Source organism: Blastomonas sp. AAP53 (assembly GCF_000331245.1).
GTDB lineage: Bacteria > Pseudomonadota > Alphaproteobacteria > Sphingomonadales > Sphingomonadaceae > Blastomonas.
Map to the genome: position 1 here is coordinate 137,686 of NZ_ANFZ01000004.1, position 26,659 is coordinate 164,344.

Annotated in this window: 26 protein-coding genes and 1 riboswitch; of the genes, 12 read left to right on the plus strand and 14 right to left on the minus strand. The window is 64.5% G+C overall.

The window, feature by feature from the left end; all coding sequences use genetic code 11:
* Window positions 1-4: 4 nt before the first annotated feature.
* Complete coding sequence (locus D618_RS0102445) at window positions 5-673, plus strand: PadR family transcriptional regulator (RefSeq protein ID WP_238550569.1); 669 nt, start codon at window positions 5-7, stop codon at window positions 671-673.
* A gap of 37 nt (window positions 674-710) precedes the next feature.
* Here the strand turns inward: D618_RS0102445 and putA are convergent, their stop codons facing one another.
* A complete protein-coding gene (gene putA / locus D618_RS0102450; RefSeq protein ID WP_017669895.1) occupies window positions 711-4,196 on the minus strand; it encodes a bifunctional proline dehydrogenase/L-glutamate gamma-semialdehyde dehydrogenase PutA in 3,486 nt (1,161 codons plus the stop codon).
* Between the two features lie 161 nt (window positions 4,197-4,357).
* Between putA and D618_RS0102455 the strand changes: the two genes are divergently transcribed.
* Together D618_RS0102455 and D618_RS0102460 are read left to right on the plus strand one after the other, a co-directional pair.
* Window positions 4,358-5,512, plus strand: coding sequence for a DUF47 family protein (locus tag D618_RS0102455; RefSeq protein ID WP_017669896.1), 1,155 nt, complete (start codon window positions 4,358-4,360; stop codon window positions 5,510-5,512).
* A 15-nt stretch (window positions 5,513-5,527) separates the two neighbouring features.
* Window positions 5,528-6,535, plus strand: a complete 1,008-nt coding sequence (locus D618_RS0102460; RefSeq protein WP_017669897.1) for an inorganic phosphate transporter — start codon at window positions 5,528-5,530, stop codon at window positions 6,533-6,535.
* 16 nt (window positions 6,536-6,551) lie between these two features.
* Here D618_RS0102460 and D618_RS0102465 read toward each other — a convergent pair whose 3' ends face one another.
* Complete coding sequence (locus D618_RS0102465) at window positions 6,552-7,751, minus strand: aminotransferase class I/II-fold pyridoxal phosphate-dependent enzyme (RefSeq protein WP_017669898.1); 1,200 nt, start codon at window positions 7,749-7,751, stop codon at window positions 6,552-6,554.
* Window positions 7,752-7,808: 57 nt separating this feature from the next.
* The gene (locus D618_RS0102470) at window positions 7,809-8,048 is read right to left on the minus strand and encodes an acyl carrier protein (protein WP_017669899.1); all 240 of its coding nucleotides are present in this window, start codon (window positions 8,046-8,048) and stop codon (window positions 7,809-7,811) included.
* A gap of 131 nt (window positions 8,049-8,179) precedes the next feature.
* On the opposite strand from D618_RS0102470, the gene D618_RS0102475 reads away from it, so the two are divergent.
* Complete coding sequence (locus D618_RS0102475; RefSeq protein WP_017669900.1) at window positions 8,180-8,788, plus strand: Pycsar system effector family protein; 609 nt, start codon at window positions 8,180-8,182, stop codon at window positions 8,786-8,788.
* Here the strand turns inward: D618_RS0102475 and D618_RS0102480 are convergent.
* The 3 genes from D618_RS0102480 to obgE all read right to left on the minus strand — a co-directional run bounded on the left by D618_RS0102480 (window position 8,778) and on the right by obgE (window position 12,049).
* Window positions 8,778-9,692: an NAD(P)H-binding protein gene (locus D618_RS0102480; protein ID WP_017669901.1), complete on the minus strand. Its 915-nt coding sequence runs from the start codon at window positions 9,690-9,692 to the stop codon at window positions 8,778-8,780. The genes D618_RS0102475 and D618_RS0102480 overlap by 11 nt on opposite strands.
* The gene (gene proB, locus D618_RS0102485; RefSeq protein ID WP_026091207.1) at window positions 9,689-10,810 is read right to left on the minus strand and encodes a glutamate 5-kinase; all 1,122 of its coding nucleotides are present in this window, start codon (window positions 10,808-10,810) and stop codon (window positions 9,689-9,691) included. Before proB ends, D618_RS0102480 begins: the two co-directional genes overlap by 4 nt.
* A gap of 180 nt (window positions 10,811-10,990) precedes the next feature.
* Window positions 10,991-12,049, minus strand: a complete 1,059-nt coding sequence (obgE, locus tag D618_RS0102490; protein ID WP_017669903.1) for a GTPase ObgE — start codon at window positions 12,047-12,049, stop codon at window positions 10,991-10,993.
* Between the two features lie 149 nt (window positions 12,050-12,198).
* Between obgE and clpS the strand changes: the two genes are divergently transcribed.
* Both clpS and murA read left to right on the plus strand, forming a co-directional pair.
* The gene (gene clpS / locus D618_RS0102495; protein ID WP_017669904.1) at window positions 12,199-12,603 is read left to right on the plus strand and encodes an ATP-dependent Clp protease adapter ClpS; all 405 of its coding nucleotides are present in this window, start codon (window positions 12,199-12,201) and stop codon (window positions 12,601-12,603) included.
* Between the two features lie 56 nt (window positions 12,604-12,659).
* Entirely contained in the window at window positions 12,660-13,943 is a 1,284-nt protein-coding gene (gene murA, locus D618_RS0102500) for a UDP-N-acetylglucosamine 1-carboxyvinyltransferase (RefSeq protein ID WP_017669905.1), read from the plus strand.
* A 229-nt stretch (window positions 13,944-14,172) separates the two neighbouring features.
* On the opposite strand, the gene D618_RS17475 is transcribed toward murA, so the two are convergent.
* Both D618_RS17475 and D618_RS0102510 read right to left on the minus strand, forming a co-directional pair.
* A complete protein-coding gene (locus tag D618_RS17475; protein ID WP_017669906.1) occupies window positions 14,173-14,460 on the minus strand; it encodes a ribbon-helix-helix domain-containing protein in 288 nt (95 codons plus the stop codon).
* The gene (locus tag D618_RS0102510; RefSeq protein ID WP_017669907.1) at window positions 14,457-14,903 is read right to left on the minus strand and encodes a DUF1801 domain-containing protein; all 447 of its coding nucleotides are present in this window, start codon (window positions 14,901-14,903) and stop codon (window positions 14,457-14,459) included. Before D618_RS0102510 ends, D618_RS17475 begins: the two co-directional genes overlap by 4 nt.
* Window positions 14,904-14,941: 38 nt before the next feature.
* Window positions 14,942-15,138: riboswitch (yybP-ykoY riboswitch) on the plus strand.
* An 8-nt stretch (window positions 15,139-15,146) separates the two neighbouring features.
* Here D618_RS0102510 and D618_RS0102515 point away from each other — a divergent pair.
* The 4 genes from D618_RS0102515 to D618_RS0102530 all read left to right on the plus strand — a co-directional run bounded on the left by D618_RS0102515 (window position 15,147) and on the right by D618_RS0102530 (window position 19,902).
* Window positions 15,147-15,719, plus strand: a complete 573-nt coding sequence (locus tag D618_RS0102515) for a TMEM165/GDT1 family protein (protein ID WP_017669908.1) — start codon at window positions 15,147-15,149, stop codon at window positions 15,717-15,719.
* Window positions 15,720-15,792: 73 nt separating this feature from the next.
* Window positions 15,793-17,010, plus strand: coding sequence for an argininosuccinate synthase (locus D618_RS0102520; protein ID WP_017669909.1), 1,218 nt, complete (start codon window positions 15,793-15,795; stop codon window positions 17,008-17,010).
* An 8-nt stretch (window positions 17,011-17,018) separates the two neighbouring features.
* Window positions 17,019-17,474 carry a DUF3429 domain-containing protein gene (locus tag D618_RS0102525; RefSeq protein ID WP_081590390.1) on the plus strand — a complete coding sequence of 152 codons (456 nt, stop codon included), beginning with the start codon at window positions 17,019-17,021 and terminating at the stop codon, window positions 17,472-17,474.
* Window positions 17,475-18,585: 1,111 nt separating this feature from the next.
* The gene (locus D618_RS0102530) at window positions 18,586-19,902 is read left to right on the plus strand and encodes a dicarboxylate/amino acid:cation symporter (RefSeq protein ID WP_017669911.1); all 1,317 of its coding nucleotides are present in this window, start codon (window positions 18,586-18,588) and stop codon (window positions 19,900-19,902) included.
* Window positions 19,903-20,002: 100 nt separating this feature from the next.
* On the opposite strand, the gene pal is transcribed toward D618_RS0102530, so the two are convergent.
* The 6 genes from pal to D618_RS0102560 form a co-directional block, all read right to left on the minus strand.
* Window positions 20,003-20,521: a peptidoglycan-associated lipoprotein Pal gene (gene pal / locus D618_RS0102535; protein WP_017669912.1), complete on the minus strand. Its 519-nt coding sequence runs from the start codon at window positions 20,519-20,521 to the stop codon at window positions 20,003-20,005.
* 211 nt (window positions 20,522-20,732) lie between these two features.
* Window positions 20,733-22,040, minus strand: coding sequence for a Tol-Pal system beta propeller repeat protein TolB (gene tolB / locus D618_RS0102540; RefSeq protein WP_026091208.1), 1,308 nt, complete (start codon window positions 22,038-22,040; stop codon window positions 20,733-20,735).
* Between the two features lie 174 nt (window positions 22,041-22,214).
* Entirely contained in the window at window positions 22,215-23,159 is a 945-nt protein-coding gene (locus tag D618_RS0102545; protein ID WP_017669914.1) for a hypothetical protein, read from the minus strand.
* A 34-nt stretch (window positions 23,160-23,193) separates the two neighbouring features.
* Window positions 23,194-23,661: a protein TolR gene (gene tolR / locus D618_RS0102550; RefSeq protein ID WP_017669915.1), complete on the minus strand. Its 468-nt coding sequence runs from the start codon at window positions 23,659-23,661 to the stop codon at window positions 23,194-23,196.
* Complete coding sequence (gene tolQ / locus D618_RS0102555) at window positions 23,661-24,362, minus strand: protein TolQ (protein ID WP_017669916.1); 702 nt, start codon at window positions 24,360-24,362, stop codon at window positions 23,661-23,663. The genes tolR and tolQ overlap by 1 nt, the downstream gene beginning before the upstream one ends.
* A gap of 8 nt (window positions 24,363-24,370) precedes the next feature.
* A complete protein-coding gene (locus D618_RS0102560) occupies window positions 24,371-24,874 on the minus strand; it encodes a YbgC/FadM family acyl-CoA thioesterase (protein WP_017669917.1) in 504 nt (167 codons plus the stop codon).
* A 162-nt stretch (window positions 24,875-25,036) separates the two neighbouring features.
* On the opposite strand from D618_RS0102560, the gene D618_RS0102565 reads away from it, so the two are divergent.
* Window positions 25,037-26,410: a 3-deoxy-7-phosphoheptulonate synthase class II gene (locus D618_RS0102565; protein WP_026091209.1), complete on the plus strand. Its 1,374-nt coding sequence runs from the start codon at window positions 25,037-25,039 to the stop codon at window positions 26,408-26,410.
* Window positions 26,407-26,580, plus strand: a complete 174-nt coding sequence (locus D618_RS19810) for a hypothetical protein (RefSeq protein WP_017669919.1) — start codon at window positions 26,407-26,409, stop codon at window positions 26,578-26,580. The genes D618_RS0102565 and D618_RS19810 overlap by 4 nt, the downstream gene beginning before the upstream one ends.
* The last annotated feature ends 79 nt before the right edge of the window (window positions 26,581-26,659 follow it).

Consider the following 26,659-nt stretch of genomic DNA (forward strand, 5'->3'; position numbering starts at 1 on the left):
ATCGATGAGTATGCGTTTCAAGATGGGCGGTGGCCCGCGTGGTGGCCGGGGCGGTGGTTCCGGCAATGGCGGCAACCCCTTCATCGCCATGAGCTTTGGTCGCGGCGGCGGCCGCAGCTGGGGCAGCGACTGGGATTTCGGCAACTGGAGCTTTGACGGCGGTGGTCGGGGTGGACGCGGTGGCGGCGGTGGCCGGGGAGGTCGCGGCCGGCGGCGGATGTTCGACAGCGGCGAGCTGCGCATCGTGCTGCTGGCGCTGATCGAAAAGGAGCCGCGGCATGGCTATGACCTGATCAAGGCGATCGAGGAAATGACCGTCGGCGAATATGCCCCCAGCCCGGGCGTGGTCTATCCTACGCTCAGCCTGCTCGAAGACACGGGTCTGATCGCGTCGGTGGAAACCGAAGGCGCGCGCAAGGCGTTCCGCATCACCGATGCCGGTGTCGCCGAATTGGCCGAAAAGCGGGGCGAGGCCGATGCACTTCTGGCGCGTCTGTCCGAAGCCGGCGAGGAGCGCGAGCAGCGCGCCGGTGGCCCGCAGATCGGCCGGGCCGTCGGCAACCTGATGGCAGCGATGGCGCACCGTCTGGCGAGCGGCGAGACCGACGCGGAGTTCAAGCACCGGGTCGCCGAAATCCTCGACGAGGCCGCGCAGAAGATCGAGCGGCTCTAATGCCAATCCCCTCCCGCTTGCGGGAGGGGAGATTTATTCAGGCCAGCAGTGACACGTTCCCGCCTGCCGCCGTCGTGTCGATGCACACATGCCGTTCGTGCACGCAGCGCTGGGCGAAATGCGTCTCGGTGAACAAGGGCAGGATAGCCCCGTCGCGGGCCGCCAGCGCCTTGCGGATGGCGCGCTGGTCGTCGTTGGTGCTCCAGGCCGCGACCGCATCGAACCCTGCAATGTGGGTGAGATCTGCGCGTTCGATGAAGCCATCGATAGCGTGCGGGCCCTTGGCACCGGGAACGACGACCAGCGACGCGCAGCCTTCGGATTGCGCGATCTGCGCCTGTAGCATCGCGGCCTCGACCGTGGGGCCCAGGCACAGCACCCGGCCACGCGCATAGGTCGACAGCACGTTCGATTCGCCTGTCGGTCCCGGCATCGTCATCGTGTCGAGCGGCAGTTCGGTGACCCGCGGCAGCGCGGCAAGCGCTGCTTCGACCTGGGCGCGCGCCGCGATCCGAGTGAGCGGGGGCAAGTCCAGCTGTTCACCCGATGCAGCGGCAAAGCGCGGCAGATAGCGCGGGCCGCCCGCCTTGGGGCCAGTGCCGGACAATCCCTCGCCGCCGAACGGCTGTGCGCCGACGACCGCGCCGATCTGGTTGCGGTTGATGTACATGTTACCCGCATGGATGCGTGCGGTGACCTGATCGACACGGCTGTCGATGCGTGTCTGCAAGCCGAAGGTCAGGCCATAGCCACGCGCATTGATCCGGTCGATCAGGGCATCGATCTCGCCTGCCTCGAACGTGGCGATGTGCAGCACGGGGCCGAATATCTCTTCGGCCAGATCCTCGATGCCATCCACTGCGATGGCTGCGGGGCCGACAAACCAGCCATTGTCCGGCGCATCGAGCTGCTTGAGCAGCCGTCCGTCCCGCCGCGCGGCCTCGATATGCGCAGCTATCTTCTCGCGCGCTGCCGGATCGATCACCGGACCGACATCATTGGCCAGCCACCACGGGTCGCCCAGCGACAGCGCGTCCATCGCGCCGAACAGCATTTCCTTCAGCGAATCCGCGATATCGCGCTGCACATAGAGCAGGCGCAGCGCCGAACAGCGCTGGCCTGCGGACTGGAAGGCCGAAGCGACGATATCGCGCACCGCCTGTTCGGGCAGTGCGGTCGAATCGACGATCATCGCGTTGAGGCCGCCGGTTTCGGCGATCAGCATGGCATCAGGCGCACAGTGTTCGGCCATCGCGCGGTTGATCGCCTGCGCGGTCGCGGTCGATCCGGTGAAGCAGGTGCCTGCAATCGCGGCATCGCTGGTCAGTGCCGAACCTATGACCTTGCCGGGTCCCGGCAGCAGCTGCAGCGTATGTGCAGGCACGCCCGCCTCGTGCAGCAGGCGCGTGGCAAGGTGCGCGATCAGCGGCGTCTGCTCGGCCGGCTTGGCGAGCACCGCATTGCCTGCTGCCAGCGCCGCAGCGATCTGCCCGGTGAAGATCGCCAGCGGGAAGTTCCAGGGCGAAATGCAGGTGATGATGCCGCGCGGAGCCTCTGCCGGGTCGGCGAGGGCTTGCGCGGCGTAATAGCGCAGGAAATCGACCGCCTCGCGCAGTTCAGCGATGGCGTCGGGCGCGGACTTGCCCGCCTCGCGCGCCAGCAGCGCGAAAATCTCGCCGTGATGGGTTTCGAAGTGGTGTGCAGCACGATTGAGCGCGTCGGCGCGTTCGGTGACAGGGGCATCCCAGCAGCGCGCAGCAGCGATGGCAGACGCCGCTTGCTCGGCGGTCACATCGCGCACGGTGCCGATCTGCATATCCGGCTGCGCGGGGTTGAACACCTCGCGCTCGTGGCTGGCGGCGCTGGGCGCTCCGACGATCAGCGGCGCGGCATGCCATTGCTTGTCGGCAAAGGCCTTGCGCGATTCGAGAAAGGCATTGAGATCGGTGCGGTTGGCCAGGTCCCAGCCGTGCGAGTTGATGCGCGACGGCGCATAAAGCGCGTTCGGGCGGATGATCTTGCGATCCGCCTCGGCGCGCTCGGTTTCGAGCTGTTCGAACGGGTCGGCGGCAATCGCCTCGGCCGGGACGGCGTGGTTGGCGAGCTGGTTGACGAACGACGAGTTCGCGCCGTTCTCGAGCAGGCGGCGCACCAGATAGGCGAGAAGTTCCTTGTGCCGCCCCACCGGCGCGTAGATCCGCGAGCGGACCTTCTCGTTGCGCAGCAGCGCGCCATGCAGCGGTTCACCCATGCCGTGCAGCCGCTGGAACTCGAAATCGTCGCGGTTGCCCGCCATCTCGAGGATCGCTGCAACGCTGTGCGCATTGTGCGTGGCGAACTGCGGATAGATTCGGTCGGTCAGCCTGAGCAGCTGCGCGGCGCAGCAGATATACGAGATATCGGTGGCCGCCTTGCTGGTGAACACCGGAAAATCGGGCACGCCATCGACCTGCGCGCGCTTGATCTCGCTGTCCCAGTACGCGCCCTTGACCAGCCGGACCATGATCTTGCGGTCGAGTGACTCGGCAAGGCCATACAGCCAGTCGATCACGAAGCTGGCGCGCTTGCCGAACGCCTGCACGACCACGCCCAGGCCGTCCCAGCCCGCGAGCGAGGAATCGCTGAGCACCATCTTGATGATGTCGAGCGACATGCCGAGGCGATAGGCCTCTTCGGCATCGATATTGAGCCCGATCCGCGCATCGCGCGCGGCGCGGGCGAGTTCGAGCACCCGGTCGGCGAGGGCAGGCACGCATTCGTCGGCCTTGCTCATCTCGTAGCGCGGATAGAGCGCGGAGAGTTTTATCGACAGGCCCGGATTGGTGCGCATGTCGTCGGTCTTGGCGGCATCGGCGATCGCGCGGATCGCGTGCATGTAGGACGCGAAATAGCGGTCGGCATCAGGGAAGGTGAGCGCGGCTTCGCCCAGCATGTCGTAGCTGAAGGTCGCGCCTTCCGCCGCCCATTTGCGCGAACGCTTGAGCGCCTCGTCCATGTCCTCGCCCAGCACGAACTGGTTGCCCAGTTCCTTCATCGCCCGGCGCACGGCGACGCGGATCACCGGCTCGCCGAGCCGCTTGATCGCGCTGCGCAGCGCATCCAATGGCCCCTTGCTCACCGAGCCTTCGAGCACCGACTGCGTCATCGAAAGCGCAAAGGTGCTGGCGTTGACGAGCGTATGTTCGGATTTGCCGAAATGCTCGCGCCAGTTGGCGGGGCTGATCTTGTCCTCGATCAGGTCGTCGATCGTTTCGGCATCGGGCACGCGCAGCAGCGCTTCTGCCAGCGTCATCAGCGCCAGGCCTTCGTCGGAGGACAGACCGTACTGGCCGAGGAAGCTTTCCATCAGCGTCGGGCCAGAGGCAGCGCGAACGTCTTCGACCACGCGCACGGCGCGGGCGCGGATGCGCGCACGCAGCTCGGGCGAGGGGGCGTAGTTCGCCGTCAGAGTGTCAAGCACCACGCCTTCATCGGCGCGGTGGTGGGCGCGCACGATATCGCGCAGCGCGAGCAGATCGGTCATGAATAGCGGCCTTTTCCGGGGAGGACCATGGCGGTGCCCTTACAGATATTTGCGGGCATTTGAAGCCTTGCAAAAGGGCTGGCAGCACAAAGCCGCGACTTGCCGGGCAAAGCTTGCCTGAAAACCACAGAAATCGCTTTGCACCGGCATTTGTTACAGATATGCGACCGTTTTGTGACGGGGACCATGCCATTCGCCAGATAGCTGCACTGCCTTATCGCACCGCGCGCGACGATGTGAACGCGCCGGTGACGATCCTGCTTGTCACCTCCCGCGAGACACGTCGCTGGGTGCTGCCCAAGGGCAACATGATCGAGGGCCTCCAGCCGCATGCCGCCGCCGCGCACGAGGCGGAGGAAGAGGCAGGCGTCAAGGGCGCGGCCTGCCCGACGCCGCTGGGCAGCTATCGCTATCGCAAGAAGCGCAAGAACGGCGCGATGCTCAACGTCACCGTCGAGGTGTTCCCGTTCTCGGTCACCGATGTGCTCGACGAATGGGAAGAGCAGGACCAGCGCGACCGGCAATGGTTCTCGCTGGAAGAGGCAGCGCAGCTGGTCGATGAGCCGGAGCTGTCCGAGCTGATTCGCCGTTTTCGCGCCAGTGAATCCGACCGGCGCATCGCCAAGAGTGGATTCGTCCTCGATACGCAGAAAGCCTCACCGAAAATGGCCGTATTCCAGTGGGTTCAGGCGTTGCTGCCCAAGCAGGGCAATTTCTTCGAGCTGTTCGAGGCACATGCGCTGACGCTGCTCTCCGGCTCCAACGCACTCGCGCGGTTGCTGAATGGCGGATCGGGAATGCGCGACCATATCCAGGAGCTGGTCGAGCGCGAGCACGAGGCGGACCAGATCACGCGCGAAGTGCTGCAGACCGTGCGCCGCACCTTCCTGACCCCGTTCGATCGCAGCGCCATCACCAGCCTGATCGCGGCGATGGACGATGCCATCGACGAGATGCAGAAGACCGCAGGCGCCATCGATCTGTACGAGCTGACCGAGTTCAAACAGGAAATGAAGGACATGGCTGCGATCATCGTCGACTGCGCGAGGATCACGGTGGAAGCGCTGCCGCTGCTGCGCCAGGTCAACCGCAACGCCGGACGGCTGCACGAGCTGACCGAGCGGCTGGTGATCATGGAGGGCCATGCCGACGAGATCCATGCGCGCGGGCTGAAGGCGCTGTACAAGGAACATGGCGAGGCGAACCCGCTGAGGTTCATCGTCGAGCGCGAGCTGTTCACGCATCTCGAGCGCGTGGTCGACCGATTCGAGGATGTCGCCAACGAGATCGACGGCCTCGTGATCGACCACGCCTGATTTTTACCAGACCTCATGGAAACCACCATCATCGCCATGCCGCTGCTGATCGCGTTGATCGCGCTCGCGCTGGCGTTCGACTTTCTCAACGGGTTGCACGATGCCGCCAATTCGATCGCGACCGTGGTGTCGACACGGCTGCTCAAGCCGGTCTACGCGGTGGTGTTCGCGGCGTTCTTCAACTTTGCCGCCTACTGGGTGTTCGGGCTCAAGGTCGCAGAAACCATCGGCAAGGGCATCATCGATGTCGATATCGTCAACCCGCAGGTCATCTTCGGCGCTTTGGTCGGCGCGATGTTCTGGAATGTCGTCACCTGGTGGAAGGGCATCCCGTCATCGTCCAGCCACGCGCTGGTCGGCGGGCTGATCGGGGCGGGGGTGACCCGCGCCGGGCTCGATGGCATCGTCTGGTCGGGCGTGCTCAAGACCGCATCGGCGATCATCCTGTCGCCGACGATGGGCATGATCCTCTCGATCCTGCTGGTGATCATGACGTCCTGGTTCTTCATGCGCGCGACCGCCAAGCGCGCCGAAGGTTCGTTCAAGACGCTGCACCTCATCTCGTCCGCCGCCTACTCGCTGGGCCATGGCGCCAACGACGCGCAAAAGACGATGGGGCTGATCACAGTGCTGCTCTATTCGCAGGGCATGCTCGATGGCGAGTTCGCGGTGCCCGGCTGGGTGGTGCTGAGCTGCTATGTCGCGATCGCTTTGGGCACGCTGTCGGGCGGGTGGAAGATCATCGAAACGATGGGCACGCGCATCACCAAGCTGTCGCACCATCAGGGCTTCTGCGCGTCGGCAGGGGGCTCTGTGATGCTGTTTGCCGCCACCGCGTTCGGCATTCCGGTCTCGACCACGCACACCATCACCGGCTGCGTGGTCGGCGTTGGCGCGGCGCGGCGCGCGTCCGCCGTGCGCTGGGGCGTGGCAGGCCGGGTGGTGATCGCCTGGCTGATCACCATCCCGGCGTCTGCTGCCGTCGGCTCGCTGTTCTACTGGTTGACGACCATCTGGGGTTGAGCGCCGGTGGCGCGGATCAGATGACGCCGACTTGCTTGCCTGCTGCCTCGAAGATGCCCAGGATCTGGGTGACCTGTTCGCTTGAATGCTCGGCGCACAGCGAGCAGCGCAGCAGCGTCATGCCCGCAGGGGTTGCCGGCGGACGGGCGAGGTTGACGTAGAGCCCGCGGTCGAGCAGCGCTTCCCACATCTGCGCGCCCTTGAGCATATCGGTCATGATCACCGCGATGATGCCGCTCTGCGCCTCGGGCGTACCAAGCTGGAAGCCCAGATCGCGCAGGCCCTGGTGCAGCCGCTTGCTGTTCTCCCAAAGGTGCGCGCGCTTGTTGCCGGCGTGCATCAGCTTGCGGATGCTGGTCGCGGCAGTGGCAACCACCGATGGCGGCAGGCTGGCGGTGAACACATAGGGGCGGCAGACGAGGCGCAGGACCTCGAACTTGGGATGGTTGGAGACGCAGAAGCCGCCGACGGTGCCCACCGACTTGCTGAACGTGCCGATGATGAAATCGACATCGTCCATAACGCCAGCCGCTTCCGCCACACCGCGTCCGTTCTCGCCGATGAAGCCCATCGAATGAGCCTCGTCGACCAGCACCATGGCGCCTGCGGCCTTGGAGATGGCGACCATTTCCTTGAGCGGTGCAATGTCGCCGAGCATCGAATAGACGCCTTCGAGCACGACGAGCTTGCCCGCTTCCGGAGGAAGCCGCTTCAGCCGCTTTTCCAGCGCTTCGACATCATTGTGGCGGAAGGCGACGATCTGGGCATTGCCCAGCGCGCAGCCGTCATAGATCGAGGCATGGCTGTCGATATCGAGGATGATGTAATCCTCCTTGCCCGCCATGGTCGAGATGATGCCAAGGTTCGCCTGGTATCCGGTGGAAAAGACCATCGCATGGTCCATCCCGTAGAATTCCTTGAGCGCCTCTTCGCAATCGCGGTGCCCGGCATAGGTGCCGTTGAGTACGCGGCTGCCGGTGGTGCCCGATCCGAAATTGTCAAGCGCGGCCTTGCCGGCGTCGAGCACGTCCGGATCAAACGTCATGCCCATATAGTTGTAGGTGCCCAGCAGGATCGTTTCCTTGCCATTGCACATCGCCACGGTGGGCGATTTGACCGATTCCATGACCAGCGCATAGGGATCGCGCACGCCGTGCGAGAGCAAGGCCTCGCGCTCGCCGATCAGGGCGTCGAACTTCGAAAACAGGTCGGTCATGGGGTCATTCTCTGATGGGGGAGGCCAGGATAGGAAGCGGCAATCTGCCAGATGGGGTCAGGCGGTGAGTTTTTCCACCGCTGCGACCAGCTGGCCGACAGTTTCGATCTCGGCCTGCATGTTCATGGTGATGATGATGTCGAATTCGTCCTCGATCGCCGCGACGAAATCCATCACCGTCAGGCTGTCCCATTCCAGATCGGACGCGAAGGTGGTGCTGTCGGTCAGTTCGACGCCCTTCTTGTTGAAAGGTTCGATCTGCGCTGCAATGCGATCATAAGTGGCTGTGTCGGTCATGCGGTTCTTTCATCCATGTCTGGGCCCCGCCATGCCGGGGGAATGCGGCAACATAGCGGCAGCTTGTTGCAGGCAGAAGGGCAGTGCAGCGTCGCTTGTCAAGCGCGGTGCTGCTATGTCATCAATCTGTCATGGGGGAGGGTGTCATAGAAGATCGAGTCGAAACGCCGCGCAAAGCGATTGCCACCCCGTGGCCGCAGACACCGCACACGTTTTCGCCGCACGCGATCCACCTGATCCGCACATCGGTGCAGACCAACCTCGCGCTCAGCCAGATGGCTGACCAGAAGGCCAGCATCCTCATGGGCGCGACCTTCGTCGTTTTCACCATTTCGGTGGGCCAGGCGCGCAGCGGCAATTTCACGCTGCCGCTGATCGTGCTCGCGCTGTTCGCCTTTCTGTCGGCGATGTGTGCGGTCTTCGCCATCCTGCCCTCTGTGCGCGGCGCGCCCAGACCCAGCGGCCAGGTGCCGGGCGGATCGAGCAATTTCATGTTCTTCGGCAATTTCTCGGCGATGGCGGAAGATGATTTCGCCGATCTGGTGATCGACCAGTTGCACACGGACGAGACGATCTTTCGCACCATGCTGCGCGATGTCCATCAGAACGGCATGGTGCTGCAGCACAAGAAATACCGCTATCTGGGGCACGCCTATCGCATCTTCCTGATCGGCCTGACGCTGACCTTCGCACTGTTCATCGTGGAAATGGCGCTGGGCCGGTCGCTGCTTACGCTTTGAGCCAGCCTTTGGCGCGGTACCAGCGCGCGGTTTCTGCCAGCCCCTTGCGCGTCGCGATTTCGGGCTCCCACAGTGCGCGCGGCGGACGGCGCAGCGGATCGGCCGTCCAGTCGCTGTGTGCGATGTAGCGGGCGCGGTCGGGGGTCAGCTTGGCCTTCCTGCCGCGCAGCATCCGGTCGGCCCGCGCCGCCAGATGCAACGCGAGCTCCGGCGTGCGCATCGTGCGGACCTGACGGCCCACCGCACCCCCCAGCGCGTCGGCGAATTCGGCGTGGCTCCATCCGCGCAACGTGCCGTCGTCGACCTCGTAGATCGCATGCCCATCCCCTGCGCCTGCTGCCAGCTGCACCAGCAGCCGCGCCAGATCGGCGACATGCACCACCGACATGCGCCCGCCCGGCGGTAGCATCACCAGCCCGCGCGATGCCATGCGAAACAAATCGAGCATTTCAGTGTCGCCAGGGCCATAGACGGCGGGCGGGCGAACCATGGTCCATTCGCGATCCGATGCCGCCACCTGCGCTTCGGCCTCGGCTTTCGACCAGCAATAGTTCGACAGACCCGGTTCGCGCGCAGCCAGCGAGGATACGTGGACGAATCGCGCCACACCTGCGCGCGCCGCCGCCGTCAGCATGTTCTGCGTGCCGGTGATGTTGCCCGCAATGAATCCTGCGCGGTCGGGCGCATTGACCACGCCTGCAATGTGCAGCACGCAATCGGCGCCCGCGCACAGCCGTTCGAGGCTGGCGACGTCATCGAGCGTCCCGTCGATCCACATGACCCCATCGCGCACCGGCTGCGGCTTGCGGGTCAGCGCGCGCACCTGATGGCCCCTGGCGAGAGCCGCATCGATGGTTGCGCCGCCGACAAACCCGGTGCCGCCGGTCATCGCGATCACGGTCACAGCAGCACCATCTGGTCGCGATGGACCAGCGCGCTGCGCGGCGCATGGCCCAGCACGTCCGCAATCGCATCGCTGCGCAGGCCGGTGATCCGCCCGGCGTCCGTGGAATCATATTCGGCAAGTCCGCGCGCGATCGTCTCGCCGCTGGCGGTCACCACTTCGACCACATCGCCGCGGGCAAACCGGCCCTCAATGGCCGTCGCGCCGGCGGCCAGCAGGCTCGACCCCTTGGCAAGCGCGGCGGCAGCGCCCGCGTCCACGAAGATCCGCCCGCGCGCGGTCATCCGCCCGGCCAGCCACAATTTGCGGCCCTTGCCCTGCTTGCCAGCGATGAACACCGTGCAGCGTCCGCCATTGGCCAGCCGCGCGAGCGGGTGATCGTGGGTGCCATTGGCGATGGCGAGGTGCGCCCCTGCGCTGGTCGCGATTCGTGCCGCCTCCAGCTTGGACAGCATCCCGCCCGACCCCATGCCGGAAGCGGAGCCGCCATCAGCCATGGCGCGGATGCGCGCGTCAATGCGCGCGACGTTCTCCACCAGCTTGGCGTCTGGATTGTTCTTGGGGTTGGCGGTGAACAGGCCGTCGATATCGGAGAGCAGCAAGACGCCGCCCGCGCCCGCTGCCTGCGCGATTCGTGCCGCCAGCCGGTCGTTGTCGCCGAAGCGGATTTCCTCGGTCGCGACCGAATCATTTTCGTTGATCACGGGAACGACATCGAGCGCTATCAGACGCCGCAGCGTCGCCGAGGCGTTGAGGAAGCGCCTGCGGTCTTCCAGATCGTCGAGCGTCACCAGCATCTGGGCAGCGGTGATGGCATGCCCGCCCAGCAGCTCGGCCCAGCACTGGCTGAGCGCGATCTGGCCGGTGGCGGCGGCGGCCTGCGCGTCTTCCAGGCTGGCGCGGCCGCCCTTGGGCAGCCCGAGCCTGCGTGCACCCAGCGCGATTGCGCCTGATGAGACGATCACGATCCGCTGGCCGTCTGCAATCCGTGCGGCGATATCCGCGACCAGCGACGCCAGCCAGTCGCGCCGCACCGTGCCATCTGGCGCCACCAGCAGCGCCGAGCCAACCTTCACCACCAGCACGGGGCAGCGTGCAGGGGCGAGAGGGGAGGTCATTGGCATATTCGCGTCCTTGATATGCCTTCAGCAATGACCTCGATCAGCATGGCCTGACCACCTCTTACGAGTTCCCGAGCGAAGTCGAGGGACGTGTGCTCGAACGGTTGCGAATACGTCCCTCGACTTCGCTCGGGACAAACGGAAATAGGAGCGAACTACCTTGGGTTTATGCCTCACTCAAACCGGTGACCAGGTCCCCGGTTCAACGTCCGCATTCGGGTCCACGCCCTCGGGCCTTTCGGTCGCGGTATCGTGCGGCATGTATTCGAGAAGCGCGTCGAACAGGTCCGATATGCCCGCGCCGGTGGCGCCGGAGACGGGGAAGACGCGGTCTGCCCCGGCAGCGATCAGTTCGTCTGCGAAGTGCTTCATCAACTCGTCGTCGAGCAGATCGCCCTTGTTCAGCGCGACCAGCTTGATCTTCTCGTCCAGGCCCGCGCCGTAGTTTTCCAGCTCGCCATCCACGACGCGCATCGCCTCGACCGGATCGTCGCCATTGGCGTCGATCAGATGAATGAGCACGCGGCAGCGTTCGATATGGCCCAGGAACCGGTCGCCGATGCCTGCACCCTCTGCTGCGCCCTCGATCAGGCCGGGTATGTCGGCTAGCACGAACTCGCGGTTGCGGTGTTGCACGACGCCCAGCTGCGGACGCAGCGTGGTGAACGGATAATCGCCGACCTTCGCCTGCGTGTTGGTCACCTGGTTGATGAAGGTCGATTTGCCCGCGTTGGGCAGGCCGACGAGCCCTGCATCTGCCATCAGCTTCAAACGCAGCCAGACATACATCTCGCGGCTGGGGTAGCCGGGGCCATGCTGTCGCGGCGCGCGATTGGTGCTGCTGGAATAGCTGAGGTTGCCGCGACCGCCATCGCCGCCGCGCAGCAGCATGATGCGCTGGCCGGCATGGGTGAAGTCGGCGAGCACCTCTTCCTTGTCATCGCTCAGGATCTGGGTGCCCACCGGCACCTTGATCACCAGATCGTCGCCGCCTGCGCCGGTGCGGTTGCGGCCCATGCCGCCATTGCCGCGCTTGGCCTTGAAATGCTGGGTGTAGCGAAAGTCGATCAGCGTGTTGAGACCGCTGATCGCTTCGAAGATGATGTCGCCGCCCTTGCCGCCGTTGCCGCCGTCGGGGCCGCCGTATTCGGCATATTTTTCACGGCGGAAGGACACAGCGCCCTGTCCGCCCGCACCGGAACGTATGAAAATTTTGGCTTGATCGAGAAAATGCATGGCCGCGCCCCTAACGGAAAGTCGCAGGAAACACCAGTGCCAGCGACAGATTGGGTGCTGGGCATGCGTCAGGGCGGTACAGCCGGGCTGCGCAAATTGCGCGCGCCCCCTTGCCTGCGGCCCGCGAAATACGATATTCCGGTGTATCTATGAACACTGCGACCCCAGCTTTTGCGCCCTCACGGCGCCTCCATGCCGCTGCGACAGGACGCGCGCCTGCGCCTGTCCATGCCGGGCCAGACCGTGAGGACCAGGGCCCCCCCGATATCGGGATTGCGGTCAAGACCCGCGCCAAGTCGAAAAAGCCCAGCCAATACAAGGTGCTGATGCTGAACGACGATTACACGCCGATGGAGTTCGTCGTGCTGGTGCTCAAGCGGTTCTTCAGCATGAACATGGATGAGGCGACCCGCGTGATGCTCCATGTCCACCAGAAGGGCGTCGGCGTGTGCGGCATCTTCACCTATGAGGTCGCCGAGACCAAGGTGAACCAGGTGATGGACTTCGCCCGCGAAAACCAGCATCCGCTGCAGTGCACGCTCGAGAAGGTTTGATACCGCCAGCGTTGCCGCCCTCTTGCACGGCCCGCCGCAGGCGTTAAACAGCGGCGATGGACAAGATCATCATTCGCGGCGGCAAGTCGCTTTCCGGCCGTATCCCCATCTCTGGTGCCAAGAACAGCGCGCTGACGCTGCTGCCGTGCGCGCTGCTCACCGATGAGCCGCTGACGCTGCGCAACCTGCCGCGCCTCGCCGATGTCGACAGCTTTGGCCATCTGCTCAACCAGCTCGGCGTCTCGACGATGATCGAAGGCGCGCGGCCCGAGGATTTCGGCCGCGTGATGACGCTGCGCGCGGGCCGGGTCACTGCGACGGTCGCGCCTTACGATATCGTCCGCAAGATGCGCGCCTCTATCCTGGTGCTGGGTCCGCTGCTGGCGCGCGCTGGTGAGGCGACGGTGTCGCTGCCTGGCGGCTGCGCCATCGGCAATCGCCCGATCGACCTGCATTTGAAGGCGCTGGAGGCTCTGGGCGCCGAGATCGAGATTACCGCAGGCTATGTCACCGCCCGCGCGCCCAAAGGCGGATTGCCCGGCGGCGACTTCGGCTTTCCCGTGGTGTCGGTGGGTGCGACCGAGAACGCGCTGATGGCTGCCGTGCTCGCCAAGGGCACGTCGACGCTGCGCAACGCCGCGCGCGAGCCCGAGATCGTCGATCTGTGCAACCTGCTGGTGGCCATGGGCGCGCACATCGAAGGTATCGGCCAATCGACATTGGTCATCCATGGCAAGGACCGGCTGCACGGCGCGACCTATCGCGTGATGGCCGATCGGATCGAGGCGGGCAGCTATGCCTGCGCGGCGGCAATCACCGGCAGTCCGCTCGACCTCATCGGTGCAAAGCTCGACGAGATGGAAGCCACCGTCGCTGCGCTCCGCCAGGCGGGCGTGCAGGTCGACGAGATCGCCGATGGCATCGCGGTGCGGCCCAACGGCACGTTGAATGCGGTCACGCTGTCGACCGCGCCTTTCCCGGGCTTTGCCACCGACATGCAGGCGCAGTTCATGGCGATGCTGTGCATGGCGCAGGGCGCGAGCGTGCTGACCGAGACCATCTTCGAGAACCGTTACATGCACGTGCCCGAGTTGAACCGCATGGGCGCGCATATCGAGGTCAAGGGCCGTACGGCGGTGGTCCATGGCGTGAACCGCATGGTCGGCGCGCCGGTGATGGCCACCGACCTTCGCGCCTCGATGAGCCTGATCATCGCTGGCCTCGCTGCCGAGGGCGAGACCGAAGTCAGCCGCATCTATCACCTTGATCGCGGCTACGAGCGGCTTGAGGAAAAGCTCCAGGCCGTGGGCGCGGATATCGAGCGCGTCGGCGGGGATTGAGCGTCGATCTCGTTTTACGGCGAGTGCGGGTGTTTGGATCACCCTTTGAGCATACGTCCCTCGACTTCGCTCGGGAGAGACGGTGAGAGGGCAGTGAGCCCGCATTTCACGGGCCACAAATATGTGCGAAGCATAACGCGGCGTCGTCCTAGCCTCCCGAGTTCCCGAGCAAAGTCGAGGGACGTTACGTGTCACCCCAGCGTAATGCTGTGCGCGCACTAAAGGACGGCTAATCCGAGTTTGCGGAGCTTTTGGTGCTAGTCGCGGACATGCCCTCCACCAGATCACGCACCAGCCACAGCCGGATCGCGCTCGCCAGATTGGGCGGATCATCCGCCTCGATTCGCTCGACATCGATGCGCGCCACCAGTGCGTTCAGCGGCAGCGCGCGTGTCTCCGCCGCCGCCTTGAGCAGATCCCAGAACAAGGGCTCCAGGCTGATCGAGGTCAGGTGCCCGGCAATCTGGATGCTGCGTTTGACCGGGCCGCGGTAGAGGTCGTCGGGGGCAAAGGTCATGCAGGCGGGTAGAGCCGGTTCATTTCCGCCAGATCGTGGCCGATCAGCTCTTCCAGCACGCCCATGTCGATCTGGCCCAGTTTCGTCACATGCAGGCAGGTCTTCTCCATCTTGTGCTTGCCAAGCCTCGCCAGCAGCGCGTCACGCCGAGCGGCAACCGCTTCATCATCATAGCCCGCCATCAGGTAGATGCTGTGCTTGCCCTTGCGCGGGGAAAAGCTGGCCCGCGCCCAAGTCCCGGTCCGCCCGCTGGGATACGCATAGTCATAGCTGCCAAAACCGATGATGCTCGGCCCCCACAATTTGCCCGGCTCACCGGTGACGCGCTGGTACAGGTCCAGCAACTGCTTCGCCTCGGTCCGCCGCTGTTCGGGCTCGAGACCCGCGATATGGCTCTCGACATCGGCATCGGTTGCCGTGGTTGTGTTGCCAGCATCCGCCATCTTGCATCCCCCATGATCAAGGCCTAAAGGCTAGCACGTCTGATGGGGAGTAGCCAACCGGTGCGATGCGCCGGTCCGCGCGTCAACACACTTGGCCGAGAGGCCATGGTGCGCGGGTTTCCGGAGCTGTTGAGCCCCGGTTTCCGGCAAGACCGATGACACCTGATCCCTTTTGCCTGGCCGGGCAGGGGTGAACGGTGCCATTGTGTTTTGCCCTCTGCCCGGCCCCGGAAATCGTGTTCCATGGAAGCCTTTCTCGCCTCTCTGTCGCTCGTCGCGCTCGCCGAAATGGGGGACAAGACGCAGCTGCTCGCCATCCTGCTCGCCGCCAGGCTGCGCAAGCCTGTGCCGATCATCGCCGGCATCCTGGTGGCGACGCTCGCCAACCATTTCCTCGCCGCATTGCTCGGTCAGCAGGTCGCAGGATTGCTCGACAGCCCTGCGTTCCGCTACGCCATCGCGGCTGGCTTTGTCGGCATGGGGCTATGGGCGCTCATCCCGGACAAATTCGACGAGGACGACCAGCCCAAGGCGCGCGGCGCGGGGGTGTTCGTCACGACGCTTATTGCATTCTTTCTCGTCGAGATGGGCGACAAGACGCAGATCGCCACCGTCGCGATGGGCGCGCATTACCAGAATGTGGTCGCGGTCACCGCCGGTACCACGCTTGGCATGATGGTCGCCAATGTCCCTGCGGTGCTGCTGGGCCACAGGATCGAACGCATCCTGCCGATCCGCGCGCTGCAGATCGGCGCGGCGCTGCTGTTTGTCGCGCTGGGCCTGTGGGCGGCAGCGCAGACCGCAGGCTGGGTCTGAACAGCTCTTGCCCCGATCCCGCCGCGCTGTTAGGCGGCGCGCGAACACTCTTTCCTGCAGAAAGTCCGCTTCCATGTCTCAATCCGTCAACCGCGTCGTTCTGGCCTTTTCGGGCGGGCTCGATACCAGTGTGATCCTCAAGTGGCTGCAGCAGACCTACAATTGCGAGGTCGTGACCTTCACCGCCGACCTCGGCCAGGGCGAAGAGCTGGAGCCGGCGCGCGCCAAGGCACAGATGATGGGCGTGAAGCCCGAACACATCTTCATCGACGATCTGCGCGAGGAGTTCGTACGTGACTATGTCTTCCCGATGATGCGCGCCAACGCGGTCTACGAGGGCACCTATCTGCTCGGCACCTCGATCGCGCGGCCGCTGATCGCCAAGCGCCAGATCGAGATCGCAAGACAAGTTGGCGCGGACGCGGTCAGCCATGGCGCGACCGGCAAGGGCAACGACCAGGTGCGCTTCGAGCTTGGCTATTATGCGCTCGACCCGGACGTCAAGGTGATCGCACCGTGGCGCGAATGGGATCTGACCAGCCGCACCAGGCTGATCGAGTTTGCCGAAGCCCACCAGATCCCGGTGAGCAAGGACAAGCGCGGCGAAGCGCCGTTTTCGACCGACGCGAACATGCTGCACACCTCGTCCGAGGGCAAGGTGCTCGAAGATCCGTGGGATGAAGTCCCCGATTACGTCTATTCGCGCACCAACCATCCCGAGGACGCGCCCGATACGCCCGAATACATCACCATCGATTTCGAGCGTGGTGATGGCGTGGCGATCAACGGCGAGGGCATGAGCCCGGCGACCCTGCTCGAAAAGCTCAACGAATTCGGCAAGACGCATGGCATCGGACGGCTCGATCTGGTCGAGAACCGCTTCGTCGGCATGAAGTCGCGCGGCATGTACGAAACGCCCGGCGGCACGATCTATCACATCGCGCATCGCGGCATCGAGCAGCTGACGCTCGATCGCGGCGCTGCGCACCTCAAGGACGAACTCGCCCCGCGCTATGCCGAACTGATCTACAACGGCCTGTGGTTCAGCCCCGAGCGCGAGATGCTGCAGGCGGCGATCGATCACAGCCAAGCCCACGTCACCGGCACCGTGCGGCTGAAGCTCTACAAGGGCAATGCCTGGGTCGTCGGACGCAAGTCGCCTTACTCGCTGTACAGCGAGAAGGTCGTGACGTTCGAGGACGATGCCGGCGCCTATGACCAGAAGGATGCGGAAGGCTTCATCAAGCTCAACGCGCTGCGGCTGCGCCTGCTGGGCCGCCGGGGGGCCTGAGCGCGCATATGGAGCGGGCAGGGGGTCACAATCGCACGCTGATGCAGGCGCTGACCTATGCAGGCGCTCTGCCGTTCCTCGCGGGCGCGTCGTGCCACATCACCGGCTATGGTGATGTCAACGCGGCCAACCTCACCTGCTACTGGGCGTTCACTATCCTGATGTTCATGGCGGGTACGCTCTGGGGCATCCAGGTGGTCGCGCCGCAGAAGGTGAGCCCCAATCTGCTTGTCGCCAGCAACGTCGTGGTGCTGGCGACCTGCGCAGCCTTGTGGTTCGTGCCGTTCAACGAGGCCGCGCTGCTGTTCGCGATCGGCTTTGGCGTGCTCTACTGGCTGGATCGCAGGGCGGTCGAGGCGGGCGCGACCGACGCCGCCTATGGCACGATGCGGGCGCGGGTGACGGCTTTCGTGATCGCCTGCCTGGTGCTGATCGCGGTCGTGCCGATGGGAGCCATCGGTTAACTGGCGTTGCGTGTGACGTCCCTCGACTTCGCTCGGGAACTCGGAACTGTGGCAACGTCGAAAACTCCCCGTCCCGTCTGTCCCGAGCGAAGTCGAGGGATGTAGCGAACGAATCGTCAGACGAGGCACGCCCGAAACGCGATTGTTACGCCCTCATGAAACAATCCAACCGGCGCACCTTAATCCATTGCTATTCACCATTTTATCCACAGCCAAGCTGCGTCATCTGTGGATAACTCCCACATTTTCGCTGGCCGCGACTCGGGTGTCATGAGACCTTGAAGAGGTCGGAAGGACAGACGGAAAGCGGACTGAAAGCCGGAAAAAGCAAGCCTTTACAGAGATGTAGGGTGAGGGATGGATGGCTGGAGAGACCGCCCGGAGCGGACATCGGCAACGATGGGCGCCCCGAATGAAGGCCGGTGTTATGCACAGGCTGGAACGGATGGCCCGGCCGCGCGGAAGCAGCGATGCGGATGTGCGGTTCAGGTGGTCTGAAAGGTTCGGATGGACGGATGATGATCGGCAGGCAGGCAAGATGCGGGGTGGAAGCCCCGGATGGAGCGGCAAGCCGGTGCAATGCCCTCGCCTCAGTGCGATGCGGGTCAGGACAGGCGGTTAACGCGCACAATCCTTGCGGATGGTGCTGCCGGGCCGGGTGATCTGAACCGGGTGCACGAAGAGGGGGTGTCAGGCAGAGCGCGGACCCGGGTCCACCGGTCTTCGGACCAAAGGGAACCGGGCCTCGCGCGAAGCCGGACGCCTGGGAAGGGTCTCGGCAGCTGATGGGGTGCGGGCAGCAATGCCCACGCTGCAACCGACAGCCCGATCCGGACACGTCAGCTCCACCGCTCGCGGCGCAGCAGACGGACCACACAGAGGCGGGACACCGCCTTCAGGGCTGCGGAAAAAGCCTCGATGATCCCAACAGGCGCAGTGGGGGCCGACAGCAATGTCGGCCCCCGTTTTGCGTTTCGCAAGAAGGCCGGGCCGGAATGATCGCCCGACACTGCTCTCAAATCACCGTTGTTCATTTCGCCGCCCCCACGCGCAGGCTTGCGGATTTCCGGCAGCCCGGTAGGACGCTTGCAGGGAGCAGAAGGGCAGCAACATGGACCGCAAACTTACCTGGTATATTTTCGCCGGCATGATGCTGGGGGTCGCGGTAGGATATGGCGTCCATATCGGCATAGCTGCGGACAGTCCGGCCTTTGAATATATCACCAAGACCTTCAAGCTGCTGTCCGATATCTTCCTCAACCTGATCAAGCTGCTCGTCGCGCCGCTGGTGCTTTCCACCATCGTGGTCGGCATCGCGCATATGGGAGACAGCAGCGCGCTCGGCCGCATCGGCGTGCGCGCGCTGACGTGGTTCATCACCGCAAGCTTCATTTCAATCGCGCTGGGTCTGCTGATGGTCAACCTGTTCCAGCCCGGTATCGGTGCACCCATCCCCGAAGCAGCAGAAGCGGCTGCCATGGTGGGCGAGGTCAAGAAGCTCGATGCGTGGGAGTTCACGCTGTCGATCTTCCCCAAGAACGCGCTGGAAGCGCTGGCCACCAACAATATCCTGCAGATCCTGGTGTTTTCGATCTTCGCCGGCGTGGCCCTGTCGGCACTGGGCGAGAAGGGCGCGCCTTTGGTGCGCGGGTCCGAAGCGCTGGCCGAAATGATGCTGCAGATCACCGGCTATGTGATGCGCTTTGCACCGTTCGCCGTCTTCGGCGCGATCGCCAAGGTGGTTGCCGGCAGCGGCCTTGCCATCCTGGGCACCTATTTCGAATTGCTGGTCGAGTTCTACATCTCGCTGTTCCTGCTCTGGGTGATCCTGCTGACCATGGGCTGGATCTTCCTGCGCGGAAAAATCTGGCAGCTCATCCGCTATATCCGCGAGCCGTTGCTGATCGCGTTCTCGACCGCCTCGTCCGAGGCCGCGCTGCCCAAGATGTTCGAACAGCTCGACCGGTTCGGCGTGCCGCGCCGCATTTCGGGCTTCATGCTGCCGCTCGGGTATAGCTTCAACCTCGACGGGTCGATGATGTACATGAGCTTTGCGACGCTGTTCATCGCGCAGGCCTATGGCATCGAGCTGTCGATCATGACGCAGATCCTGATCCTGCTGACGCTGATGATCAGTTCCAAGGGCATCGCTGCGGTACCGCGCGCCAGCCTGGTGGTCATCACCGGCACGCTTGCCCAGTTCGGGCTGCCTGTCGAAGGTGTCGCGATCATCCTGGCTATCGATCAGTTTCTCGACATGGGCCGCACCGCAACCAATGTCGTCGGCAATGCGGTCGCGACCAGCGTCATCACCAAATGGGAAGGCATGCTGGAAAAGCCCGAACCTGCGGAAATGGAACTGCCCCATGCGCCAGCCGACACGCCGGAGCATGGCAAGCGCGGACTGGATTTGCCGGAACAGGCCTGAGGCCGCGCACAAGCGGTTGCGCGTTGCATCTGGCAAGACAAAAAAGGCCAGCCGTTGTGCACGGCTGGCCCTTTTTCGGTTTCAGCGCTGATGTGGGGGATCAGTCGATCGTTACCGTTACTGCGCGGCGGTTCTGGGCCCAGGACGCCTCGTCCGATCCCATCGCTGCAGGGCGTTCCTTGCCATAGCTGACGACGCGCAGGCGCTGCTCGCTGACGCCCAAGGACACCAGATAGTTCTTCGCGGCGTTGGCGCGGCGCTCACCGAGCGCGAGGTTGTAGTCGCGCGTTCCGCGCTCATCGGCATGGCCTTCGATGATCGCCTGCTTGTTGGGGTATTGGGCCAGCCACTGTGCCTGGCTCTGCAGCGTGATCTGGTCATCCGAATCGACATTGTAGCGGTCGAGGTCGAACAGGATGCGGTCGGAGCGGACCTTGGCGAGGAAGTCGCGCTGGCTTCCCGGGACGACGGCATCGCCGACGCCGGAATTGTCCTGACCCATCGAGTTGTCGACGGCCGGCCCCGGCGCCGGGGGCAGTTCGGGCGGGGCCTTCTTCGCGCAGGCGCCCAATGCGATGACGGCGGTGGCCAGGACAAGCGTGTTGCGGACAGTTCTCATCGAGCGTCTCCTTGCTGGTAGTGTGGGTCAGGGCCGCCGGACGGTTCCGGTCTGGGCGCTGGCCCGATGGGGAAATGACGAAACATGGCGTGAGCAGGCCCAGCCGGTGATGACAATACAACCCGTAACTGCGACGAACCGTGACTCGCTTTGTCGGCAAGGTAAACCCTTTTGCCGCAAAAACCGCCATTGATGCCGCGAATTGCACGGCTTACGGCAGGATCGGCCCCCAGGATGGGTCGGAGCCGTCGACCGGCGTGGGCAAGCGGCGCTCGTTCGACCCGGTGAGGTCCACCTGCCAGACGGTCGAGCTGACCGCGCCGCGTCCGGTGCGGAAGAACTGGATGACGCGGCCATTCGGCGCCCAGGTCGGCGCCTCGTCCTGCCAGCTGTTGGTCAGCAAGCGCTCGCCGCCGCCCGATGGGCTCATCACGCCGATGCGGAAATTGCCCTGCATCTTGGTGAAGGCGATCAGGTCGCCGCGCGGGCTCCATTCGGGCGTGGCATAGCGTCCGCCGCCAAAGCTGATCCGGCGCTGGTTGGTGCCGTCTGCGTTCATCACATAGAGCTGTTGGCCGCCGCCACGATCGCTTTCAAACACGATCTGGCTGCCATCGGGCGAGAAGCTGCCGCCGACATCGATTCCCGGGCCGTCGGTCAGGCGCACCGGCGTGCCGCCTGAGACGGGAATCTTGTAGATGTCGGTGTTGCCGCCGATCGCCATCGAATACAGCAGATAGCGGCCATCGGGCGACCAGCGCGGCGCGAACGTCGGATTGCGGCTCTGCGTCACCAGCCGCTGCCGGCCTGTGCCGACATCATAGACATAGATGCGCGGGTTGCCGTCGAGATAGCTCAGATACGCGATCTGCTTGTAGTCCGGCGAAAAGCGCGGCGTCAGCGCGGTCGATTGGCCGTTGGTGATGAACCGGTGGTTTGCACCATCCGAATCCATGATTGCAAGGCGCTTGGTGCGGTTCCCCTTGGGGCCGGTTTCGGCGATATAGGCGATGCGGCTGTCGAAGAACGGGCTTTCGCCCGACAGGCGCGAATAGATGGCATCGGCGCATTTGTGCGCGGCGCGCCGCCAGTCTGCCGGTTCGACGACAAAGCCCTGGCGGGTCAGCTCGCTGCCCAGCGCTACGTCGTACAGATAGCAGCCCACGGTGATCTTGCCGTCGCCGTTCGAGCGGACGAAGCCCTGGATCAGCGCGGCGGCGCTGCGGCCCTGCCAATAGGGGAAGGTGGGTGCGGTCACTTCATCAACAGTGATGCGTTTGACGGCATTGCGACCGATGGGCTTGAACAGTCCCGAACGGTCGAGGTCGGAGGCAATCACGTCGCTGATGCGGTTGCCCAGATCCTCGGTGGTGCCTGCCAGCGTGCTTTGGCTCTGCGGGGTGGGCAGCGCAGGAACCGCGATGATCAGGTCCGCATTGCCGGCGTTGTCGACGTCCACCGCGAGCTGGGCCTGGGCGGGGCTCGTTGCAAATGCGACAGCGGCAATCGACAGTCCCAGTGCCCACCTCCGTTTGTCCCGAGCGAAGTCGAGGGATGTATGCGCAACGGTTGCGCACGCGTCCCTCGACTTCCCGGCAAAGCCGGGAAGTTTATCCTGAGCGGCTGGCTTGCCAGCCAGCCGAAGGGCTCGGGAATGCGGGAGAGGTTTGACAGATGATAAAAAGCGCATGGTTTACAATCCCAGATAGAAGGTTGGCTCGATGGTCTGCCATTCCGAATAATATTGCGCCGGAAATTTGAACGGCGCGGCGCGGCGGACAGCGGCGATGGCGCGTTCCTTGTGCTGGCCTTCCTGCGCGCGGTTGCTGGCATTGACCCCGGTGGTCGTTGCGCTGGGCGTGCCCACGATATTGCCCTGCTCGTCCAGACGAACGACGACCTTGGTGCGCAAAAGTTCCGCATCTGCGCCGGTCGGCGGCACCCAGTGCGGCTTGACCTGCCGCAGCAGTTCCCGCTGCAGCGAGGCGACGACGGCGGGGCCTGCAGCGGCTGCAGGCGGCGTCTGCGAACGGCTGGTCGAAGCCTTGTCGGTCACGCCGTCCAGAAAATCCTTGCCGATCCGCGGCGCGCGCGCAGTTTGCGTCGCAGGCTTTTCTGCAGGCTTGGCCGCCGGTTTCGCCGCAGGCTTGGTCGCCGGGCGATCGGGGCGGCGGCGGTCGGATGTATCGGCAGGCGGCGCAGGCTTGGGCTTTTCTGCGGCCTTGGGGGTCGGCTTGGCCGGCGGCGGCGGAGTGCTGCGGGCAGGCTTGGGCACTGGCGCAGGGCGGGGCTTTTCCGCCGCCTTGGGTTTGGGCGGGGCAGGGCGCTCGATGGCCTTGGGCGCGGGCGGCTCTGGCCGCTTCACCGGCGGGGCGGGCGCGGGCGCAGGCTCAGGTTCGGGTGCCGGTGCGGCCTTTTCGATTTCGGGGGCGATCTCTGGCGCAGTCGCAGTCGCGGCCTCGGTATTGGGCGAGGGCGATTGCGAGACGAGGCCGACCTCGTCGGTCAGCGTCACGGTAAGGGGTTCGGTCGGCATCTTCAGTTCGCTGCGGCTGGCGATGCCCAGCGACAGCACGCCGAACAGCGCGATATGGCCGACAACCGCCACCGAAAGCCCAAGACGCTCGCTGCTCTCCATCCCGTTCCTGCTGATCCTTCGTGAGAAAACTGGCCTATTCGGCCTCGGATGAACCCGTGGTGACCAATGATACGCGGTTCAGGCCCGCCCGGTTCAGCTCGCCCATCACCGTCATGACCTTGCCATAGTCGAGCGAACGATCGGCCCGCAGCATGATCTGCGGCGCATCGCCATTGTCGTCGCCGCGCTCGGCACGGATCGCCTCCAGCGCGGCGGGCAGATCTGCCTGCGAAACCGGATTGTCATCGATGAAAGGCTGGCCCTCGGCATCGAGCGAGATCTGGATCGGCTCCTTCTCCTGCTCCAGCGCGTTGGCGCGGCTGTCGGGCAGGTCGATCGGAACGCCCGCGACCAGCAACGGCGCGGTGACCATGAAGATGATCAGCAGGACCAGCATCACGTCGACAAACGGGGTGACGTTGATTTCGGCAATCGGAGCGCGCGACCGGCCCCGCCGCCCGCCACCCGAGGGGCCGCCTGAAGAACCTGGCGACATGCCCATCAGAAGCTGTCCTTTTCAAGCTCGCGGCTGAGCTCACCGTGGAAGGCGTCGGAGAAGCGGAACAGCTTGCCCTCCAGCTTGTTCAGCCGGTGCGAGAAGCGGTTGTACGCGATGACCGCCGGGATCGCCGCGAACAGGCCGATGGCGGTCGCGAACAGGGCTTCTGCGATGCCTGGCGCGACGACCGCGAGCGAGCTGTTCTGTTCCGCTGCGATCGCGGTGAAGCTGCGCATGATGCCCCAGACGGTGCCGAACAGCCCGACAAACGGCGCGACCGACCCCACGGTGGCCAGGAAGTTCAGCCGGTCGGACAGCGTGTCGATCTCATGACCCACGGTGGATTGCATCGCGGTTGCCAGCCGCTGGCGCGCGCCATCGCGATCGGTGACCTTGCCCTTGGTGGTGCGACGCCATTCGCTCACGCCCGATGCCAGCACCCGCGCGCTGGGCAGCGTCTCATGCCCCCGCGCCTTGTAAAAGGCATCGATATCGCCCGCCTTCCAGAAATCCTTCTCGAAAGCGGCGTTGCTCCGCGTGATCTTGCCGATCTTCAGCCCGAAGCTGATGATGATGGTCCAGGTCCAGATACTGGCCAATGCCAGACCGATCATCACCGCCTTGACGACAAGATCGGCCTCCATGAACAGCTTGAGCGGCGACAGGGTGACGGCATCCGGGGTAATGCCCATGGTATCGATCATAAGCGGGGTCAGTCTTTCTGGTCAGGATCAGGAATTGGCTGGTCAGGATCGAGAATGGCGGTGAAGGCGTCCACCCAGGCGCGGGGCTGGCGGATGGGTCGCCCTTCGGGGTTGATAAAGGCGGCGGTAACCTCTGCATCCAGAAGTGTCTCGAAGGATTCGGCCATAGATTGTCCGCGTCGGATGACTCGTTGATGAATGATGCACGCTGCAGCGCGCAATCGTGTGATCTGGCTCATCACCACCAGGTCGTCGTCCATCTTGGCCGGGCGCAGGAAGCGCAAGTTCATGTCGGCCACCGCATATACGCCTTCGCCGGCAGCATAAGTGGTGCGCTGCTCGATACCCAGGCAGCTGAGCATGTCCGAGCGCGCCCGCTCCAGATAGCGCAGATAGTTGGCATGATAGACGATGCCCGAAAAATCGGTGTCCTCGAAATAGACCCGGCAGGCGAAATAATGCGTCCTGCCTTCAAACCGGCCACGGAAGGGGAGGATATCGGGCGGAACCATGGTCCCTCGCTTAGAGTCTTTGCGTTATCAATGGCAAGGCTTGCGAGGCGCAAGCGACGTTAAATGCCATTTGGCTGCTGCATTTTGTGCCTGACATTGCTATGGGGCGCGGCCCGGCCTAAATTGCCGGGCTTGTCTTGTTGGACGGCTGGAGTGAATGACGTGGCAGTGAAGTGGACACCTGATAGCTGGCGGACCCAAGAGGCGCGGCATATTCCGGAGTATCGCGATGCCGCCGCGCTTGCCGAGGCAGAGGCCACGCTGAAGAATTATCCGCCTTTGGTGTTTGCGGGCGAAGCGCGCAGCCTGGAGAAGGAACTGGCACGCGTTGCCGCCGGCGAGGCATTCCTGCTGCAGGGCGGCGATTGCGCCGAGAGCTTTGCCGAGTTCCATCCCAACAACATCCGCGACACCTTCCGCGTGCTGCTGCAGATGGCGGTGGTGCTGACGTTCGCGTCGAAGCGGCCGGTGGTGAAGCTGGGCCGCATGGCGGGCCAGTTCGCCAAGCCGCGCTCCGCCCCGACCGAGCGGCAGGGCGATATCGAGATGCCGAGCTATTTCGGCGACAACATCAACGGCATCGAGTTCGACGCGGCGGTGCGCGAGCCCGATCCTGCACGCATGGTGCGCGCCTATTCGCAGAGCGCAGCCACGCTCAACCTGCTGCGCGCCTTTGCCAGCGGCGGCTATGCCAGCCTGCAGCAGGTGCAGCAGTGGATGCACGATTTCATGGGCCGCAGCCCCTGGGCGGATCGCTATGCCCAGACCGCCGACCGCATCAGCGAGGCGCTCGATTTCATGCGCGCCTGCGGCATCAGCCCCGATACCGTCCCGCAGCTGCAGGGCACCAGCTTCTTCACCAGCCACGAGGCATTGCTGCTGCCGTTCGAGGAAGCCATGACCCGGCGCGATTCGCTGACCGGCGACTGGTACGACACCTCCGCCCACTTCCTGTGGATCGGTGACCGCACCCGCTTTGAAGGGTCGGCGCATGTCGAGTTCCTGCGCGGCATCGGCAACCCGATCGGCATCAAGTGCGGCCCAAGCCTCAGCACCGACGCGCTGCTGTCGATGCTGGATACGCTTAACCCTGCGCGCATACCCGGGCGGATGACGCTGATCAGCCGCTTCGGGCACGACAAGGTCGAGGCCGGCCTCGCGCCGCTCGTCCGCGCGGTGAAGAAGGAGGGTCACCCGGTCATCTGGTCGTGCGACCCGATGCACGGCAATGTCGTGAAATCCGAAAGCGGCTTCAAGACGCGGCCCTTCGAGCGGATCATGGCCGAACTGCGCGGCTTCTTCGCCGTGCACCGCGCCGAGGGCACGCATGCCGGCGGTATCCATATCGAGATGACCGGGCAGAATGTGACCGAATGCACCGGCGGCGCGATCGCGATCACCGACGAGGCTCTGGGCGACCGCTACCACACGCATTGCGACCCGCGCCTCAACGCGGCGCAGTCGCTGGAAGTGGCGTTCGAGGTCGCCGAGATGCTCAACGCAGAAGTCGCATTGACGGCCAAGCGCGCGGCATGAGCGAACGGCGGGTCATCGTGCAGCGCGAGGTCGTCCGCAACGGCGTCGGCTTCGGCAGCGCCTTGGCCATCGCGATCAGCTACACCGCGCACAAATCTGTGCTCTGGGCGATCATCCACGGGTTCTTTTCGTGGTTCTACGTCGTGTATTTTGTGCTGACGCGGGATTGATGGTGGCATGCTCCCCTCCCTGGTCAGGGAGGGGCTAGGGGTGGGTCGTCGGCGCTGAGCGTCGCGTCTGTACGCCTAA

Excerpts from the sequence above, each read along its gene's own strand:
- D618_RS0102445 (WP_238550569.1), top strand. The coding sequence starts at position 5 with ATGAGTATGCGTTTCAAGATGGGCGGTGGCCCGCGTGGTGGCCGGGGC.
- putA (WP_017669895.1), bottom strand. The coding sequence starts at position 4,196 with ATGACCGATCTGCTCGCGCTGCGCGATATCGTGCGCGCCCACCACCGC.
- D618_RS0102455 (WP_017669896.1), top strand. The coding sequence starts at position 4,358 with ATGCGACCGTTTTGTGACGGGGACCATGCCATTCGCCAGATAGCTGCA.
- D618_RS0102460 (WP_017669897.1), top strand. The coding sequence starts at position 5,528 with ATGGAAACCACCATCATCGCCATGCCGCTGCTGATCGCGTTGATCGCG.
- D618_RS0102465 (WP_017669898.1), bottom strand. The coding sequence starts at position 7,751 with ATGACCGACCTGTTTTCGAAGTTCGACGCCCTGATCGGCGAGCGCGAG.
- D618_RS0102470 (WP_017669899.1), bottom strand. The coding sequence starts at position 8,048 with ATGACCGACACAGCCACTTATGATCGCATTGCAGCGCAGATCGAACCT.
- D618_RS0102475 (WP_017669900.1), top strand. The coding sequence starts at position 8,180 with ATGGGGGAGGGTGTCATAGAAGATCGAGTCGAAACGCCGCGCAAAGCG.
- proB (WP_026091207.1), bottom strand. The coding sequence starts at position 10,810 with ATGACCTCCCCTCTCGCCCCTGCACGCTGCCCCGTGCTGGTGGTGAAG.
- obgE (WP_017669903.1), bottom strand. The coding sequence starts at position 12,049 with ATGCATTTTCTCGATCAAGCCAAAATTTTCATACGTTCCGGTGCGGGC.
- clpS (WP_017669904.1), top strand. The coding sequence starts at position 12,199 with ATGAACACTGCGACCCCAGCTTTTGCGCCCTCACGGCGCCTCCATGCC.
- murA (WP_017669905.1), top strand. The coding sequence starts at position 12,660 with ATGGACAAGATCATCATTCGCGGCGGCAAGTCGCTTTCCGGCCGTATC.
- D618_RS17475 (WP_017669906.1), bottom strand. The coding sequence starts at position 14,460 with ATGACCTTTGCCCCCGACGACCTCTACCGCGGCCCGGTCAAACGCAGC.
- D618_RS0102510 (WP_017669907.1), bottom strand. The coding sequence starts at position 14,903 with ATGGCGGATGCTGGCAACACAACCACGGCAACCGATGCCGATGTCGAG.
- D618_RS0102515 (WP_017669908.1), top strand. The coding sequence starts at position 15,147 with ATGGAAGCCTTTCTCGCCTCTCTGTCGCTCGTCGCGCTCGCCGAAATG.
- D618_RS0102520 (WP_017669909.1), top strand. The coding sequence starts at position 15,793 with ATGTCTCAATCCGTCAACCGCGTCGTTCTGGCCTTTTCGGGCGGGCTC.
- D618_RS0102525 (WP_081590390.1), top strand. The coding sequence starts at position 17,019 with ATGGAGCGGGCAGGGGGTCACAATCGCACGCTGATGCAGGCGCTGACC.
- D618_RS0102530 (WP_017669911.1), top strand. The coding sequence starts at position 18,586 with ATGGACCGCAAACTTACCTGGTATATTTTCGCCGGCATGATGCTGGGG.
- pal (WP_017669912.1), bottom strand. The coding sequence starts at position 20,521 with ATGAGAACTGTCCGCAACACGCTTGTCCTGGCCACCGCCGTCATCGCA.
- D618_RS0102545 (WP_017669914.1), bottom strand. The coding sequence starts at position 23,159 with ATGGAGAGCAGCGAGCGTCTTGGGCTTTCGGTGGCGGTTGTCGGCCAT.
- tolR (WP_017669915.1), bottom strand. The coding sequence starts at position 23,661 with ATGGGCATGTCGCCAGGTTCTTCAGGCGGCCCCTCGGGTGGCGGGCGG.
- tolQ (WP_017669916.1), bottom strand. The coding sequence starts at position 24,362 with ATGATCGATACCATGGGCATTACCCCGGATGCCGTCACCCTGTCGCCG.
- D618_RS0102560 (WP_017669917.1), bottom strand. The coding sequence starts at position 24,874 with ATGGTTCCGCCCGATATCCTCCCCTTCCGTGGCCGGTTTGAAGGCAGG.
- D618_RS19810 (WP_017669919.1), top strand. The coding sequence starts at position 26,407 with ATGAGCGAACGGCGGGTCATCGTGCAGCGCGAGGTCGTCCGCAACGGC.